At 62.1% G+C, this 14,578-nt stretch carries 19 protein-coding genes; 6 read left to right on the top strand and 13 right to left on the bottom strand.

Annotated elements, in window-relative coordinates:
- Positions 1-4: 4 nt before the first annotated feature.
- The gene (locus tag NTD80_RS10535; RefSeq protein ID WP_106803776.1) at positions 5-361 is read right to left on the bottom strand and encodes a metalloregulator ArsR/SmtB family transcription factor; all 357 of its coding nucleotides are present in this window, start codon (positions 359-361) and stop codon (positions 5-7) included.
- Positions 362-540: 179 nt separating this feature from the next.
- On the opposite strand from NTD80_RS10535, the gene NTD80_RS10530 reads away from it, so the two are divergent.
- The 4 genes from NTD80_RS10530 (at position 541) to NTD80_RS10515 (ending at position 2,383) form a co-directional block, all read left to right on the top strand.
- Entirely contained in the window at positions 541-756 is a 216-nt protein-coding gene (locus NTD80_RS10530; RefSeq protein ID WP_025856028.1) for a hypothetical protein, read from the top strand.
- 71 nt (positions 757-827) lie between these two features.
- Entirely contained in the window at positions 828-1,523 is a 696-nt protein-coding gene (locus tag NTD80_RS10525) for an AzlC family ABC transporter permease (protein ID WP_065905465.1), read from the top strand.
- Positions 1,520-1,831, top strand: a complete 312-nt coding sequence (locus NTD80_RS10520; RefSeq protein WP_213553144.1) for an AzlD domain-containing protein — start codon at positions 1,520-1,522, stop codon at positions 1,829-1,831. The genes NTD80_RS10525 and NTD80_RS10520 overlap by 4 nt, the downstream gene beginning before the upstream one ends.
- Before the next feature lie 198 nt (positions 1,832-2,029).
- Positions 2,030-2,383 (top strand): hypothetical protein, encoded by a 354-nt coding sequence (locus NTD80_RS10515; protein WP_262133456.1) that lies wholly within the window; start codon positions 2,030-2,032, stop codon positions 2,381-2,383.
- 146 nt (positions 2,384-2,529) lie between these two features.
- Here NTD80_RS10515 and NTD80_RS10510 read toward each other — a convergent pair whose 3' ends face one another.
- From NTD80_RS10510 to NTD80_RS10475, 8 genes are all read right to left on the bottom strand, one after another.
- Positions 2,530-3,234: a YoaK family protein gene (locus NTD80_RS10510; protein WP_201144577.1), complete on the bottom strand. Its 705-nt coding sequence runs from the start codon at positions 3,232-3,234 to the stop codon at positions 2,530-2,532.
- A gap of 69 nt (positions 3,235-3,303) precedes the next feature.
- Complete coding sequence (locus tag NTD80_RS10505; RefSeq protein WP_262133455.1) at positions 3,304-4,926, bottom strand: ATP-binding cassette domain-containing protein; 1,623 nt, start codon at positions 4,924-4,926, stop codon at positions 3,304-3,306.
- Between the two features lie 124 nt (positions 4,927-5,050).
- Entirely contained in the window at positions 5,051-6,100 is a 1,050-nt protein-coding gene (locus NTD80_RS10500; protein WP_262133453.1) for a DNA topoisomerase IB, read from the bottom strand.
- 77 nt (positions 6,101-6,177) lie between these two features.
- Positions 6,178-7,257, bottom strand: a complete 1,080-nt coding sequence (modC, locus tag NTD80_RS10495) for a molybdenum ABC transporter ATP-binding protein (protein ID WP_262133451.1) — start codon at positions 7,255-7,257, stop codon at positions 6,178-6,180.
- 5 nt (positions 7,258-7,262) lie between these two features.
- Positions 7,263-7,943 carry a molybdate ABC transporter permease subunit gene (gene modB, locus NTD80_RS10490; RefSeq protein WP_065905459.1) on the bottom strand — a complete coding sequence of 227 codons (681 nt, stop codon included), beginning with the start codon at positions 7,941-7,943 and terminating at the stop codon, positions 7,263-7,265.
- A complete protein-coding gene (gene modA / locus NTD80_RS10485; RefSeq protein ID WP_065905458.1) occupies positions 7,944-8,702 on the bottom strand; it encodes a molybdate ABC transporter substrate-binding protein in 759 nt (252 codons plus the stop codon).
- Between the two features lie 119 nt (positions 8,703-8,821).
- Entirely contained in the window at positions 8,822-9,880 is a 1,059-nt protein-coding gene (locus tag NTD80_RS10480) for an NAD(P)H-dependent flavin oxidoreductase (protein ID WP_262133447.1), read from the bottom strand.
- Positions 9,881-9,989: 109 nt separating this feature from the next.
- On the bottom strand, positions 9,990-10,868 hold the full coding sequence (locus tag NTD80_RS10475; protein WP_262133444.1) for an alpha/beta fold hydrolase: 879 nt from the start codon (positions 10,866-10,868) through the stop codon (positions 9,990-9,992).
- 174 nt (positions 10,869-11,042) lie between these two features.
- Here NTD80_RS10475 and NTD80_RS10470 point away from each other — a divergent pair, with 174 nt between their 5' ends.
- The gene (locus NTD80_RS10470) at positions 11,043-11,633 is read left to right on the top strand and encodes a CGNR zinc finger domain-containing protein (RefSeq protein ID WP_120448670.1); all 591 of its coding nucleotides are present in this window, start codon (positions 11,043-11,045) and stop codon (positions 11,631-11,633) included.
- Here the strand turns inward: NTD80_RS10470 and ada are convergent.
- From ada to NTD80_RS10450, 4 genes are all read right to left on the bottom strand, one after another.
- The gene (gene ada / locus NTD80_RS10465; RefSeq protein ID WP_262133441.1) at positions 11,630-12,676 is read right to left on the bottom strand and encodes a bifunctional DNA-binding transcriptional regulator/O6-methylguanine-DNA methyltransferase Ada; all 1,047 of its coding nucleotides are present in this window, start codon (positions 12,674-12,676) and stop codon (positions 11,630-11,632) included. The two genes, NTD80_RS10470 and ada, sit on opposite strands and share 4 nt — an antisense overlap.
- A 75-nt stretch (positions 12,677-12,751) precedes the next feature.
- Entirely contained in the window at positions 12,752-13,417 is a 666-nt protein-coding gene (gene alkB / locus NTD80_RS10460; RefSeq protein ID WP_262133439.1) for a DNA oxidative demethylase AlkB, read from the bottom strand.
- Between the two features lie 3 nt (positions 13,418-13,420).
- A complete protein-coding gene (locus tag NTD80_RS10455) occupies positions 13,421-13,588 on the bottom strand; it encodes a hypothetical protein (RefSeq protein ID WP_098467678.1) in 168 nt (55 codons plus the stop codon).
- 25 nt (positions 13,589-13,613) lie between these two features.
- Positions 13,614-13,916 carry a DUF1883 domain-containing protein gene (locus tag NTD80_RS10450; protein ID WP_065905452.1) on the bottom strand — a complete coding sequence of 101 codons (303 nt, stop codon included), beginning with the start codon at positions 13,914-13,916 and terminating at the stop codon, positions 13,614-13,616.
- A gap of 212 nt (positions 13,917-14,128) precedes the next feature.
- Here NTD80_RS10450 and NTD80_RS10445 point away from each other — a divergent pair, with 212 nt between their 5' ends.
- Positions 14,129-14,479, top strand: coding sequence for a hypothetical protein (locus NTD80_RS10445; protein ID WP_065905451.1), 351 nt, complete (start codon positions 14,129-14,131; stop codon positions 14,477-14,479).
- The last annotated feature ends 99 nt before the right edge of the window (positions 14,480-14,578 follow it).

Below are 14,578 nucleotides of genomic sequence, written 5' to 3'. Positions count from 1 at the left end.
TGGCTCAGCAGCAGGCGCTGGCCCGTTGTGGTCTGTCGCCCATTGCCGCCAGGCGTTGTGCGTCGCTGTGCAACCAGGTTTGGTTGGCTTGCAGGGTGGTCTGCAACACCTCGGTCACCCAACCAGGCAGCGCCGGGTTGAGGCGGTAGTAGATCCATTGGCCCTGGCGACGATCCAGCAGCAGCCCGCAACTGCGCAGTTGCGCCAGGTGGCGGGAAATTTTTGGCTGGCTGTCGTCCAAGGCATGGATCAGTTCGCAGACGCAAAGTTCGCCTTCGCGCAGGATCAACAACGTCAGGCGCGCACGGGTAGCGTCAGCCAGGCATTTGAACAATGTGGGTGGAGAGAAGAGGTCCGACATGCGCAGGCCTGTTTGTAATATGTGGAAATACGAATATACGGATATCCATATATTATGGTCAAACCTTGTTTCAATTGACGTGGATCAAATCCGCGGAAATCAGCCACAAGTGTTTGAAATTAAAATGAAACAAGAATGTCCTAAAGTGCCTGCCCATTGCTGATGAAGGATGACCCCGCGTGACCCGTGCCACTCGCAACCTGCGCAAGACCCTGGATTCCGTCGCGGAAAATAACGAAACCGCGGCGTTCGACCTGATGCGTGCCGTCGAAAAACTCGGCGATGAAGTCCTGCGCCAACGTCTGCTCAATACCATCCACCGCCTCAACCAGGATGCCCACGAACTGCGCGAAGCGCGGGATTCGGTGGAGCAGGTGTCGGTACGCCTGGCCTGAGCAAGATCGTTCAAGACAAGCCCCTGGTTGCGCTGGCATGCTTGTCGACTGTCTGTCGATGAGCCGTCTCCATGCCTACTGCCTTACCTCATTACGCCTTCGCTCGCGGCGCGATCGCCGTCATTCCCCTGTCCCTGGCCTGTGCGCCCTGGGGCCTGCTGGCCGGTTCGATGGCCATCGATGCGCAATTCACCCCACTGCAAGCCCAAGGTTTGTCGGCCATCGTGTTTGCCGGCGCGGCGCAGTTGGTCGCCATCGGCATGGTCAAGAGCGGCGCCAGCCTGATCTCCATCGTGCTCACCACGCTGCTGCTGACATCCCAGCACTTGCTCTACGGCATGCACCTGCGCCCGATTATTTCCCCGCTTAAAAGCCGTTGGCGCATGAGCCTGGGCTTTCTGTTGACCGACGAATTCTTCGCCCTGGTCAGCCACTACGACCGCGAAACCTTCAATCGCTGGTATGCGCTGGGGGTCGGACTGACGTTCTACATCGCCTGGAACCTGTTCACCCTGGCCGGCATCGTGCTCGGCAAAAGCATCCCCGGCCTGGATCAACTGGGCCTGGAGTTCTCGATTGCCGCCACCTTTATTGCCTTGATCACGCCGGTGGTGCGCGACGTGCCGACGGTGGTCTGTGTGGCCGTGTCATTGTTGTGTTCGGTGTGGTTGAGTTTCCTGCACTGGGAGTCGGCGGTGGTGGTGTCCGGCGTGCTGGGCATGAGTGCCGGGTTTGTGTGCAAACGCCTGGGAGTAGGGCAGCGATGATCTACCTGATGATTGTGGCCATGGGCCTGGTGGTGTTTCTCAACCGTTACCTGTTTATCGAGCCGCGCTTGCCGGTGCGCCTCAATCGCGGGGCGCGCGAGTTCCTGGGGTTTGCGGTGCCGGGCATGCTCACGGCGATCTGCGGGCCGATCATTTTTCTCGCCGACCACCAGCTCAACCTGAGCCCGGCCAACCCTTACCTGCTGGCAGCCATCTGCGCGGTAGGGCTGATGTTCTGGACGCGTAACGTATTGATCACCGTGCTGCTGAGCATGGCGTTGTTCTACCTGTTTCGTTGGTGGCTCTGACGCACAGGCGAAAAAAAGCCCGCGGGAGAGCGGGCAGAAGGGAGACTTCTAAAAAATGAGCCTGCCGACTATAGGCGGCGCGGTCGCCCCTCACAGTGAAACTAAATTCATGCTGCGTGCGGGGCGGGTTTCTGCCTGGCTTTCGCCTCGACGGTTCCGCTAATGGTAGAGTCGCGTTTTTTTCCAAGGAGCGATGGCATGCACAAGGTCGTAATAGGCGCATTGGTACTGGCCGCCCTGGCCGGTTGCGCGGGCTCGAAGATGAAAGAGGCGCGCGCCGGCAACCCCTACAAGACCATGACCTCGGACAAGGCCATCCTGGTGGTTGCCGAGTGCATTCAGTTCGGTTGGCAGGATGAAAGTGTCTTTGGCGTCGACGCCGGCGGCTTCAAGGAACCCACCGGAGCGGGTGGTTTTACCGTCTACACCACCGCTGGCGATTACTTTGTCGACGTGCTGAGTGCCGGCGCCGGCTCGACCGTCAAGTACTACGCAGCGCAAGACAACATGCCGGCCAAACGCCGCCTGGCGGCCCTCGCGACCTGTCTGTAATCCATTGCCTTAGTGCTTTTAGGAATCGCCCGGCGGGACAGCCGCCGGACATTCGCTTATGATGCACGCGCTCGCCCGACATGATGGCTCTTTACCAGTACACGGACGTCGAGGCCTAAACGTCGGGCGAGCATCCTTTTCAACCCTTAGCGCGGCATAAAACCCAGGTGCCAGCGACGGGGAATCTTCAGCGACACCAACCCCAACACCCCCGCCAACGCGCCGCTGACCCACAGCGCCCGCAGGCCCAGTTGTTGTTCCAGCAGTGCGCCAATCACCGCGCCGATAAACATCCCCGCCCATGGAATCAGTTGCACCCGCCAGCCGTTGCGGCGTTCGCCGAGCATCCAGCGACCCAGCCCACGCCCAAAGCGTGACAGCGCCCCGGTGACGTAGGTGAGACCCACCGGCAAGCCGTTGACCTCTTCCACTGCCGCATTGAGCATGCCCATCGCGATGATCGCCGCCAGCAGCGCGGGCAACGTGTCGGCGAAGGGCAGCAGCGCGCCGCCGCAGAGCAAGGCGGCAATGCACAACAGCAAAGGCAAGGCATGCCGCCGGCTGAGGCGGCTGACCACCACGCCCAAGGCATTGCCCACCACGAATGTCGCAACCAGCAACAGCAGGCGTGCGGTCAAGCCGAGATCGCCGGCGCTGATCGCCACCGCCAGGCGCGTGGTGTTGCCGCTCATGAACGACACAAAGTCACCGCTGGCCATAAAGCCGATGGCGTCGGTCATGCCCGCCAGTACCGACAGGCTGGCCACCAGCATCAGGCCGACGCGACCCCGCCAGCGCTGTTGATGGGCAAGTGCGGCATTGGCGAAGGGCTTGCGCGGCGAAGGCAGCATGGGGCCGGGTTCCTCGGTGAGATTATCCGGCCACTACCGTAGGACGCTTTGCGGCGCCATGCAATGACCTCAGACACTCTCCAGGCGCCACCCCTCCGGCTGCCAGCGTAAATGATGCGTCGGCCGGATCGCCTGCACGAATGCCGGGTCATGCGAGACCACCAGCATCGCGCCGTCGAACCCCTGCAGCGCCTGCTCGAAGGCGAGCACCGATTCCAGGTCAAGGTGGTTGGTAGGCTCGTCGAGCAATAGCAGTTGCGCGGGCGTTGCTCGCCACAAGGCAATTGCCATCGCGGCCTTCAAGCGCTCGCCGCCGCTGAGTTGGCCGGCCGGCTGGGTGACCCGTAATGCATCCAGTTGCAGCAAGGCCAGGCGCGTGCGCAACTGGGCTTCGGCCAAGGGGGTCTCGAGCAGGTTGAGTTGGTCGATGATCGAGCGTTGGTCGTCGAGCAGCGCCAGATGCTGGTCGATGTAGGCGCTGGGAACCGGCACTGAACATTCGCCCCTGACCGGCTGCCACATTCCTGCCAGCACTTTGAGCAGAGTGGATTTCCCACAGACGTTCGGCCCTTGCACCGCCACGCGCACCGGCCCGATCAAATCGAGTGTCAGTGCCGGCTGTGACAGCCAGGGTAATTGAACCTCGGCCAGGGCAATCACGCGGCGGCCATTGGGTACCGCCGAGCCGGGCAAGGCCAGCAGGGTCGGTGTTTCGTCTTCGACGCGCGCGTAGGCCTCGCGCACCTGATCATCCAGCTCGCTTTTGTGCGCGTGATGCGCGCTGCGCACAGTACTGACGATTTCGGTGGCGGCGCCTTTCCAGCGCGCCTTGGTAAAGCGATCGACATTGGCCGTCTCGGCATGTTTGCGCGAGCGCGCGGCATTGCGCTGCAGGCTGTCATGATCCTTTTGCAGGCGCCGGCGTTCGCGGCTGCGCTGCAGGCGCGCGTGTTCCAGCGCGGCGATGGCGGCGTGCTGCTCGGTGTCGCGCTGGAGACGATAGGCAGCATAGTTGCCGCCATACACCTGGGGACCGAGCGGCGACAGCTCAATGATGCGCCCGAGGGTGTTGAGCAATTGCCGATCATGGCTGACCACCACCAGGCCGCCGCGCCATGCCTGCAGCACCTGCAACAGCCAGTTACGGCCGTCGCCGTCGAGGTGATTGGTAGGTTCATCGAGTACCAGCAGTTGCGGTTCCGCGAGCATGGCACCGATCACCGCGACCCGCGCCAGCTGGCCGCCACTGAGCTGATCGGCGCGCGTGTCAAAACCAAGCGCGGCCAGGCCTGCGGCGTCTAGGGCGGTGCGCAAGCGTTCGGCCAGGTCCCACCGATCATCGATCACCTCAAGGTCATCGACCCGCGCCACGCCCGCCGCCATGCGTGCGAGGGCCGCCAGGGGCTCGGCGGTGCCGGTGATCTCGGCGACGGTTTGCCCCGCATTCACCACCACGGCCTGCGGCACGTAAGCAACGCGGGCCGAACAGTCGAGCGAACCGGAGGAGGGCGGCAATAACCCGGCGATCAATTGCGCGAGGATGCTTTTGCCGCGGCCATTGCGCCCGACGATCCCCGTGGGGGTGTGATCGATGGACAGGGACAGGTCGTGCAGCAAGGTTTCGCCATTGGCGAATTGGAAGCTCAGGTGTTGCAGTGAAACCAGGACGGGCAGCCGGTTGACGTCAGTCATCAGCACCTCCAAAAAAATGTCGGACAGGCCAACAAGCACGCCAGGCGGCTCGTTGCAGATACATTTTGGAAGGCTTAGTGGTTCACGTCGGCGGTCATCCCGGGCGTCAGAAGGGAGGCAAAGCCTAACCTGCCTTGGCTTTTTCTGGCAAGTCGGCGCTCAGTTTCTCCAGGAACATGGCCAGCGCAACCTCCTCGGCTTTCAAACCTTTGCGCAGGCGCGGCTTGGGCAGTCGAGACAGTTCACCCAGGCTGAAATGCTCCAGCACGGCCGGGTGGATATAGCACTTGCGGCACACGGCCGGGGTGTTGCCGAGTTGCTTGGCGACATCCTTGACCATCGCCACCACATGCCGTTTGGCGTCGGATTCCGGCTGCCATTCCAACTCGCGCAGCACTGCCAGCGCCATCGCGGTACCGGCCCAGGTGCGGTAATCCTTGGCGGTGAAATCGGCGCCGGTGAGGCTGTGCAGGTACGCGTTGACGTCATGCGAGCTGACCGTGTGGCGCTCGCCGTCCTCGTCCAGGTACTGGAACAGGTTCTGCCCCGGCAACTCCAGGCAGCGCTTGACCACTGTGGCCAGGCGCCGGTCTTTGACGCTGACCTGATGCTCCACGCCGCTCTTGCCGCGAAACTGGAACTGGATCTCACTGCCCTTGATGTCGACATGGCGGTTGCGCAGGGTGGTCAAGCCGTAGGATTTGTTGTCCCGCGCGTACTGGGTATTGCCGACGCGGATCAAGGTCGCATCCAGCAGCACCACCACGGTAGCCAGGACCTTCTCGCGGGTGAAACCAGGCTCGGCCAACTGCGCCTCGAGTTGCTTGCGCAGTTTGGGCAGGGCGTTGCCGAACTCCTGCAGGCGTGAATATTTGTCGGTGTCACGCACTTCGCGCCAGCGCGTGTGGTAGCGGTATTGCTTGCGTCCCCGCGCGTCGCGCCCGGTGGCCTGCAGATGGCCGCGCGGGTCGGCGCAGATCCACACGTCGGTGTAGGCCGGGGGCACCGCCAAGGCATTCAGGCGCTTGATCTCGTCGGCATCCTGTATGCGTTCGCCCTTGGCATCGAAATACTGGAACTTGCCGCGCAGGCGCTTGCGGCGGATGCCGGGTTGGGTGTCATCAACGTAATGCAGGTCGCGGGGCAGGTCGGCGGGCAGCGCGGAGTCGGGCATGGTGCAGGTTCCTTGGCAACAGATCAGGCCGGTATTCCTGATTGACCGCAGCCGTTTGCGGTCGTGCCAAAAGGTTTTTACGCGAGCACCGCCACCGCCTTGATCTGTGCCCACAGCCGCTGGCCCGGGTGCAGTTGCAGCTGATCGCGGGAGAACCGCGTGATCCGCGCGAGCAGCGGCGTGCCATCGGCTTCCAGGCGCACCAGCACGTGGGCACTGTTGTCTGCCGGGATTTCCTCGGTGACCGTCACCGGCAGGCGATTGAGAATGCTGCTGGCTTCCTCGGCTTGCAGGCTGAGGCTCACGTCCCGCGCCTGTACCTTGACCCGCAACGCCTTGCCCAGCGCCAGCGGCGCATGCGCCACGCGCAGGTGCTCGGCACTGTCCGGCAGTTGCAGCGTGAGCAATTGGTAATGATCGTCGTAGGCGCTGACGCTGCCGTTGATGACCACGCCGGCGTCGTCGCCCAGCGCCATCGGCAGGTCGAGACGCGCCAGGGTTTCGCCAATCGGGCCGCTCGCCAGGGCCTTGCCGTCGCTGAGCAGCACGATGTGATCGGCCAGGCGCGCGACTTCATCCTGGGCATGGCTGACGTACAGCACCGGGATGTCCAGTTCATCGTGCAGGCGTTCCAGGTACGGCAGGATCTCGCCTTTGCGCTTGCTGTCGAGCGCGGCCAGCGGCTCGTCCATCAACAGCAGGCTCGGGCTGGTCAGCAAAGCACGGGCGATGCCGATGCGCTGGCGTTCACCGCCGGACAAGTGCTGGGGATGGCGATCGAGCAGATGGCTGATCCCGAGCAATTCGCTGGCCTGGGCCATATCGACCCGCCGCTGCGCGCGCGGGATGCGCTTGAGGCCAAACTCCAGGTTCGCCCGTACCGACAAATGCGCGAACAGGCTCGCCTCCTGGAACACGTAGCCAAGGGCCCGTTTGTGCGGCGGCACGAACAGCCCGGTGCGGCTGTCCTGCCAGACTTCATCGTTGATCTGCACAAAGCCCTCTTCGGCACGCTCCAGCCCGGCGATACAGCGCAGGCAGGTGGTCTTGCCGGAGCCGGAGTGCCCGTACAGCGCCGTCACGCCGCGCCCAGGCAAATGCAGGTCCACGTCCAGGGCAAAGCCTGCGTATTTCACATTGAGGCGTACATCAATCATCGGTGTCAGCTCCAGCCCATCTTGGATTTACGGCTGGAGTAGAGCGCCAGCAACACGAGGAACGCGAACACCACCATGGAGCCGGCCAGCCAGTGGGCCTGGGCATATTCCATGGCTTCGACATGGTCGTAGATCTGCACCGAGACCACGCGGGTCTTGTCGGGGATATTGCCGCCGATCATCAGCACCACGCCGAATTCGCCGACGGTATGCGCGAAGCCGAGGATGGACGCGGTGATAAACCCCGGGCGTGCCAGGGGCAGGATCACGGTAAAGAAGGTATCCCACGGGTTGGCGCGCAAGGTCGCGGCCACTTCCAGCGGGCGTGTGCCGATGGCGGAGAAGGCGTTCTGCAACGGCTGCACCACAAACGGCATGGAATAGATCACCGAGCCAATCACCAGCCCGGCGAAACTGAAGGTCAGGGTACCCAGGCCCAGCCATTGGGTGAACTGGCCGAAGTAGCCATGGGGGCCCATCGTCAACAGCAGGTAGAAACCGATCACCGTCGGTGGCAGCACCAACGGCAAGGCCACGACTGCCCCAATCGGGCCGCGCCACCAGGAGCGGGTGCGCGACAACCACAGGGCAATCGGAGTGCCGATGACCAGCAGGATCACGGTGGTCAGTGACGCCAGTTTGATGGTCAGCCAGATAGCGGAAAAATCGGCACTCGACAGCGGCATTTACTGGGCCAGCTCGTAGCCATAGGACTTGATCACCGCAGCAGCTTTCGGCCCCTTGAGGTACTCGACCAGGGCTTTGGCAGCGGCGCTGTCCTTGCCTTTGTTGAGGATCACTGCGTCTTGCTTGATCGGGTCATGCAGGGACGCCGGCACGATCCAGGCCGATCCGCTGGTGACTTTGCCGTCCTTGTAGATCTGCGACAGCGCGACGAAACCCAGCTCGGCATTGCCGGTGGAGACAAACTGATACGCCTGGGTAATGTTCTGGCCTTCGACGATCTTGTCCTTGACCTTGTCGGTCAGGCCTTCTTTGGCCAGCACTTGGGTCGCGGCGAGGCCGTAAGGTGCGGCTTTCGGGTTGGCGATGGACAAGTGCTTGAATTGGTTTTTCTTCAGCACTTCGCCCTTGGCGTCGACGTAACCTTCCTTGGCCGACCACAACGCCAGGGTGCCCACGGCGTAGGTAAAGCGCGAGCCTTTGACGGTGTCGCCTTCGGTTTCAAGTTTTTGCGGGGTAGTGTCGTCGGCACTCAGGAACACTTCGAACGGCGCGCCGTTCTTGATCTGGGTGTAGAACTGCCCAGTGGCGCCGTAGGCTGCGACCAGCTTGTGGCCGGTGTCTTTTTCGAAGTCGGCGGCAATCGCCTGGATCGGTGCGGTGAAGTTGGCGGCAACGGCCACCTGGACTTCATCGGCGTGGGCCGAACCGAAGGCGAGGGCGGCGACCAGCATGGCCAGGCGTGAGGCGTGAATCTTCATGAAGCAGCTCCTTGGGGATTGTACGGCTTGTTATAGGGAGAAGGCTTAACCGCTATGTATGGGAATATATAGCGGTTGGCCATTGCCGGTACAGTGCAAAGTTGCTTCAGCTGCTGCCGCTAGTTGAGCTTGGCCAGGGCCTGTTCGGCCAGTTCGCGGGTCAGTTCGTATGTGGTGGTTTCCTTGCCCAGGCGCAACGCCTGGCCCGCCCACAGGTTGCTGAAGCCGGCTTCGTCCTTGGCCTTGAGCGGGATCAACGCGCCGCCGGACGTGGGAAATGCCGGCGCTGCCGGGTTGATCGCCCCCAATTCACGCATCACGCGGTTGACGATGCCCCGCGCCGGGCGGCCGGTGAAGAGGTTGGTCAATGCGGTTTCGCTGGCCTGGGCAGTGCGCAATGCATGGTGGTGGGAGGCGCTGACGTTGGCTTCAGGGGTGAACAGGTAGGCAGTGCCAATCTGGACGGCCGAAGCACCGAGGGCAAATGCCGCGACAATCCCGCGCGCATCCCCAATCCCCCCGGCGGCAATCACCGGCACGCTGACGGCGTCGACGATTTGCGGCAGCAGGGCGAACAGCCCGATCTGGGTATTGAGGTCGTCGCTGAGAAACAAACCACGATGGCCGCCGGCCTCGATGCCCATGGCGATGATGGCGTCGCAGCCGTGTTGTTCCAGCCAGATCGCTTCTTCAACTGTGGTGGCGGACGACAGCACTTTCGCGCCGGTGGCTTTTACCCGGTCCAGCAGAGATTTTTCCGGCAAGCCAAAGTGAAAACTCACCACCTCGGGGCGAAACGCTTCGACCACCTGGCACGCGGCTTCGTTGAACGGCTCACGGTTGGACACCGGTGTCGGCGCATCGAAATCGGCACCCAGTTCGCGGTAGTAGGGTTCCAGCAGCGCTTTCCAGCGCTTGTCACGGGCGGCGTCGGCCGGGGGCGGCTGGTGGCAGAAGAAATTCACGTTGAGGGCGCGCGTACTGGCTTGGCGGATAGTGCTCAGAGCCTCGCGCAGTTGCTCGATGCTCAGCGCCGCGGCGGGCATCGAGCCCAGTGCGCCGGCGTTGCTGGCGGCAATCACCATGGCGGTGGTGGTAGCTCCCGCCATCGGGGCCTGGATGATGGGTACGTCGATGCCCAGCAGGTCGAGAATGCGCGTGTCTGGCCAGGTGCTCATGGGGTGCGTCTCCAGCGATAGTGAGGCTTCGCGCTGTTTTAGCAGGGCCCTTGGCACCCGGCCAGTCTGTTTTATTCACTGGACGAAGCGGGCGTTTCGTGGTGCGCCATCAATTGATGGCATCGCCCAGCACGGCATGAATACGCTCGGCGATATGGCTGGCATGGGTTTCCAGGGCAAAGTGGCCGGTATCCAGGAGTTCGACCACCGCGTTCGGGTTGTCGGTTTTATACGCGTGGGCGCCAGGCGGGATGAAGAACGGATCGTTCTGACCCCAAATCACCAGCGTCGGGACCTGAGTGGCCCTGAAGAACGCCTGGAAGTCAGGGTACAGCGTGAGGTTGTTGCGGTAGTCGAGGAACAGGTCCAGCTGGATTTCGTCATTGCCGGGACGCTGCATCAGCAAAACGTCGAGCATGTAGGACTCGGGCGCAACCCATTCTGGGTGGTCTACACCGTGCAGGTATTGGTAGCGCGTGCCTTCCAGGCTGATTACCGCATTGCGAATCACCTCGCGATTAGCCTGGCTCGGCTCGGCCCAGTAAGCCTGGATCGGTGCCCAGGCATCACCCACCCCTTGCAGGTACGCGTTGCCGTTTTGCGAGACCAGCGCGCTGACCCGCCCAGGGTGTGCGACTGCCAGGCGCAGGCCGACCGGTGCGCCGTAATCGAAGACGTACAGCGCGTAGCGGCTCAACGCCAACGCATCGACAAAATGCCCCACGGTAGTCGCCAGGTTGTCGAAGCTGTAGACGTACTCGCGTTCATCCGGCACCTCGGTGAAGCCGAAGCCGGGCAGGTCCGGCGCGATCACCCGATAACGGCTGGCGAGCAGCGGGATCAGGTTGCGGTACATATGCGACGAGCTGGGAAAGCCGTGCAACAGCAGGATCACCGGGGCGCCAGGGTCGCCGGCTTCGCGGTAGAACATGCGTACGCCATCGACGTCGACGTGATGGTAGTGAACAACGGGAGCATGCGGGGTCATGGTGAGTACGCCTCTTGTAACTTGATAAAATTGATATACGGGTTACAGTCTTAAAAAGCTGCGCTTAAAAATGTAACCTGTCAAATAGTTTTATCAGGTTAGCGTTTTGTCGTGAGTAACTATCCAGGCGAGCCAATAGCGGTTACCATTCCAGCGCTCTCAAGAGGATCGACCATGGCCATTTCCCCACCCCCTGCCGTCCCGCTGGAACCCTACGTGCTCGCCGATGACCCGGTGCTGGACATGCTCAATACGCGCGCCAATGTCGATGGCCAGCCTTTCGAGTTCTGGCAACACGATGCGGATGTCGAGCGCTGGCTGGTGCGTCTGGGATGGGCCGAGGAGGGTCGCGTGCCGACGTTTGAGCACGGGGCTTTGCTCGCGGCGGCCTTGAAGTTGCGTGAAGTGATTCGGCTGTTACTCGAACAGCGCAAGGCCGGTTCGCAAGGCGACCCCGAGCCCCTCAACGGTTTCCTGCGCAAGGCCGTGAGCCATCCGCAATTGGCGTGGCCGGCGCCCGGTGAACTGCGGCTGGAGCGTCAGCGCAAACTGCAAACTGCTGAACAGTTTCTCGCGCCGATTGCCGAGGCGGCTGCGGATTTGCTGGTGGGCGGGGATTTCAACCTGATCCGTACCTGCGAACATCCGGAATGCGTGCTGTGGTTTTACGATCGCACCAAAGCCCACAAGCGCCGCTGGTGCAGCATGGCGTTGTGTGGCAATCGGCATAAGGTTGCGCAATTTCGCAAGCGCCAGTCGCTCTAGACTTCGCTTTCGCGCGCAAGCAACTGGCGTTTACGCTCGACGCCCCAGCGGTAGCCCGACACATCGCCATTGCTGCGCACCACGCGATGGCAGGGGATCGCCACCGCCAGGCTGTTGGCCCCGCAGGCCTGGGCCACCGCGCGAAATGACTTGGGTGCGCCGATACGCTCGGCGATCTGCGCATAGCTGGCCGTGCTGCCCACCGGAATCTCGCGCAGGGCTTGCCAGACCCGTTCCTGAAACGCCGTGCCGCGCAGGTCCAGCGGTAAGTCCAGGCCCAGCGCGGGTGCCTCGATAAACCCCACCACCTGGGCGATCAGTTGCTCGAAACGGCGGTCGGCGCCGACCAGGTTGGCCTTGGGGAATTGATCCTGCAGGTCACGCACCAGTGCGTCCGGATCATCCCCGAGCAGAATGGCGCACACGCCGCGCGTGCTTTGCGCCACCAGGATGGCGCCCAACGAGCATTGGCCGACGGCGAACAGGATCTCGCTGTTGGTGCCGCCGGCCTTGTAGTCGCTGGGCTTCATACCGAGCAACCGGTTGGCCGACTCGTAAAAGCGGCTGTTGGAATTGAAGCCTGCGTCGTACAGCGCGTCCGTCACCGAATGCTGGCCCTTGAGCCCGTCGCGCACTTTGCGTGAGCGGTGGGCGCTGGCGTAGCCCTTGGGGGTCAGGCCGGTCACGCTTTTGAACACGCGGTGGAAATGAAAAGCGCTGAGGCCGGCCTGCGCCGCCAGCGTGTTGAGGCTGGGCGCGGTGTCGGCCGACTCGATGTGCCTGCACGCATCGGCCACCACTTGCGCGTGGTGCGCGGCCAATTGCGTTTGGTCGCCGGCCGCGCGTTTGCTCGGGCGATAACCGGCCGCCTCGGCGTGCGCGGCAGTGTCGAAGAACTCGATATTTTCCGGCCGTGGCAACCGCGAGGCGCTGCTGGGGCGGCAATACACGCCGGTGGTCTTCACGCCGTAGACGAACAGTCCATCGGCCTTCGGGTCGCGGGCGAGAATGGCAGCCCAGCGCGGGTCTCGTTCGGTAGTCATGCTCGGCACTCTTGACGGATTCTGGCCAGATTAGCCCTGCCGCGACGGCCTGGCACTCCGAAGCTTGCGGTCAAATCAGCCGGCGGCGCGAAAGGTCAGATTGATGCGCTGCGGGCCCATGACCGGATGCACGCCTTCCTTGATCGGCATCACCCCATGAAAGCGCAGGCGATCGACGCCGCCCCAGACCACCACGTCGCCATGGAACAGCGAAATCTTCTGGGTCTTGCCGCTGCGTTCATGGCCACCAAACAGGAAAATCGCTGGCAGCCCCAGCGAGACCGACACCACCGGTTCACTGTAGCGGCGTTCGTTTTTGTCCTGGTGCAGGGACATCTTCGCGCCGGGCACATAGCGATTGATCAGGCAGGCATCCGGCCTGAAGTCGACGAAGCCGGCGTCTGCCGCGGCTTCCATGGCCAATTGGCGCAAGGTCTCCGGCATGGACGGCCAGGGCTGCTGGCTACGCGGATCGAGGGGGGTGTAGCGATAGCCGGTCGCGTCGGTGGTCCAGCCCAGGTCGCCACAACTGCTCAAGGCCGCCGACATGGTGAAGCCGCCGGGCGTGACCATCTGTCGAAACGGCGATTGCGCCAGCACGCGACGCAACTCTGGCAGCAGTCGCTCAATCCAGGGCAGGGCGTAGCCTCTTAGGACGTAGGACTCTTCGCCGATCTGCTCGCGCCCAGCCGGTTGCTGCAGGGCGTCCTCGGCGAACAGGTCGGCAGTAGGGCCGGGCATGGCTTACAGCGCCTTGCTCACATTAATGTCGGTGATTTCATCACTGGCATCGTGGATTTTGGCCAGGGCTTGTTTGGCTTCCTCCACGCTATTGGTGTGCAGTTGCGCGAATTCGAAGCGGCGTTCGCCGTTGAGTTTGTATTTGATGACGTATTTGGTAGTGGCAGTCACGATCATTTCCTGGAAAGGGTACGGGTCAGCTCAGTTTCGAGCTGGTACGGCGCACGATGCGAATCTTGTGCGACAGCGCGGGCTTCTTGGTGACGCTGATCGCGCGGCGTGTGACCACGTCGAGGGTAATGTTCCAGAACCCTGTGCTCGGCGCGGTGATCTTGGCAGGGAATTTGTCGAAGGCGCCACCGTGGTAGGTATGGCGGCCGCCATTCTTGAAGCTGCGAAAGTTCGCATCACTCATCAGACGAATATTACAAGTCTGCGAGCATTCGATGACGACAATGTCTCCCTCGTTGAGGTGCTCGCGCTGGTGGATGAATTTCATGCGGGTGTCTCCAGAAGGGCTTTTTCTGAAAAATCAGAACGATACGTAGGTTAAGATGGAGTTTATCAGCCCCAGCGCGTTTATTATCGGCCCGTGTTCGACCGCGTCGACAATTTAAAACAGTTATTTACCGAGTTATCAGGGATAAATCCTACTTGGGCGGGAGAAATTTACCATCCCCGCTGTCGTAGGGTCTTTATCGGAGGTTTTATATGAAGTGGAGTGTGTTGGTTCTGGCCTTGGCGATAGGTGGGTGTGCTTCGGTTGCAGATATCAAGCAGACGCCGCCGACATTGGCTGTCATCTCAGGGAAAAAACCGCAGGAATATGCCGCTTGTGTCGTGCGCAAATTGTCCACCACGCGCCGACCGCCACAGATCGAGCCGCATAAGGACGGTGTCCAGGTCATCGTGCCGCAGAAATTCTCGGCAGATCCGTCGGCCATTTTCGAGATCGAAGAGCGCTCCAGTGGCAGCAGCATCAAGCTCTACGAGAGCATGTCCAATGTGCCTATTCGTCCGGGTGATGTGAAGAAGGCTGGCGAAGAGTGCATTTCCGGCTGAAATCGGCCCTTTACCCCGCAAGTTCGAATTCGATAAAAAGCCTGACGCTGCCCCTGACAGTGTCAGGCTTTTTTTTGGGTGTTGTTCCGACGCTTTCAT

The organism is Pseudomonas sp. 13B_2.1_Bac1 (assembly GCF_025466155.1).
Taxonomy (GTDB): domain Bacteria; phylum Pseudomonadota; class Gammaproteobacteria; order Pseudomonadales; family Pseudomonadaceae; genus Aquipseudomonas; species Aquipseudomonas aylmerensis.
This window is presented reverse-complemented; position numbering and strand designations above follow the sequence as displayed.

What these genes read in the sequence shown, in the direction of transcription:
- NTD80_RS10535 (WP_106803776.1), bottom strand. Translation starts at nt 361, where the DNA reads ATGTCGGACCTCTTCTCTCCACCCACATTGTTCAAATGCCTGGCTGAC.
- NTD80_RS10525 (WP_065905465.1), top strand. Translation starts at nt 828, where the DNA reads ATGCCTACTGCCTTACCTCATTACGCCTTCGCTCGCGGCGCGATCGCC.
- NTD80_RS10520 (WP_213553144.1), top strand. Translation starts at nt 1,520, where the DNA reads ATGATCTACCTGATGATTGTGGCCATGGGCCTGGTGGTGTTTCTCAAC.
- NTD80_RS10515 (WP_262133456.1), top strand. Translation starts at nt 2,030, where the DNA reads ATGCACAAGGTCGTAATAGGCGCATTGGTACTGGCCGCCCTGGCCGGT.
- NTD80_RS10510 (WP_201144577.1), bottom strand. Translation starts at nt 3,234, where the DNA reads ATGCTGCCTTCGCCGCGCAAGCCCTTCGCCAATGCCGCACTTGCCCAT.
- NTD80_RS10505 (WP_262133455.1), bottom strand. Translation starts at nt 4,926, where the DNA reads ATGACTGACGTCAACCGGCTGCCCGTCCTGGTTTCACTGCAACACCTG.
- NTD80_RS10500 (WP_262133453.1), bottom strand. Translation starts at nt 6,100, where the DNA reads ATGCCCGACTCCGCGCTGCCCGCCGACCTGCCCCGCGACCTGCATTAC.
- modC (WP_262133451.1), bottom strand. Translation starts at nt 7,257, where the DNA reads ATGATTGATGTACGCCTCAATGTGAAATACGCAGGCTTTGCCCTGGAC.
- modB (WP_065905459.1), bottom strand. Translation starts at nt 7,943, where the DNA reads ATGCCGCTGTCGAGTGCCGATTTTTCCGCTATCTGGCTGACCATCAAA.
- modA (WP_065905458.1), bottom strand. Translation starts at nt 8,702, where the DNA reads ATGAAGATTCACGCCTCACGCCTGGCCATGCTGGTCGCCGCCCTCGCC.
- NTD80_RS10480 (WP_262133447.1), bottom strand. Translation starts at nt 9,880, where the DNA reads ATGAGCACCTGGCCAGACACGCGCATTCTCGACCTGCTGGGCATCGAC.
- NTD80_RS10475 (WP_262133444.1), bottom strand. Translation starts at nt 10,868, where the DNA reads ATGACCCCGCATGCTCCCGTTGTTCACTACCATCACGTCGACGTCGAT.
- NTD80_RS10470 (WP_120448670.1), top strand. Translation starts at nt 11,043, where the DNA reads ATGGCCATTTCCCCACCCCCTGCCGTCCCGCTGGAACCCTACGTGCTC.
- ada (WP_262133441.1), bottom strand. Translation starts at nt 12,676, where the DNA reads ATGACTACCGAACGAGACCCGCGCTGGGCTGCCATTCTCGCCCGCGAC.
- alkB (WP_262133439.1), bottom strand. Translation starts at nt 13,417, where the DNA reads ATGCCCGGCCCTACTGCCGACCTGTTCGCCGAGGACGCCCTGCAGCAA.
- NTD80_RS10450 (WP_065905452.1), bottom strand. Translation starts at nt 13,916, where the DNA reads ATGAAATTCATCCACCAGCGCGAGCACCTCAACGAGGGAGACATTGTC.
- NTD80_RS10445 (WP_065905451.1), top strand. Translation starts at nt 14,129, where the DNA reads ATGAAGTGGAGTGTGTTGGTTCTGGCCTTGGCGATAGGTGGGTGTGCT.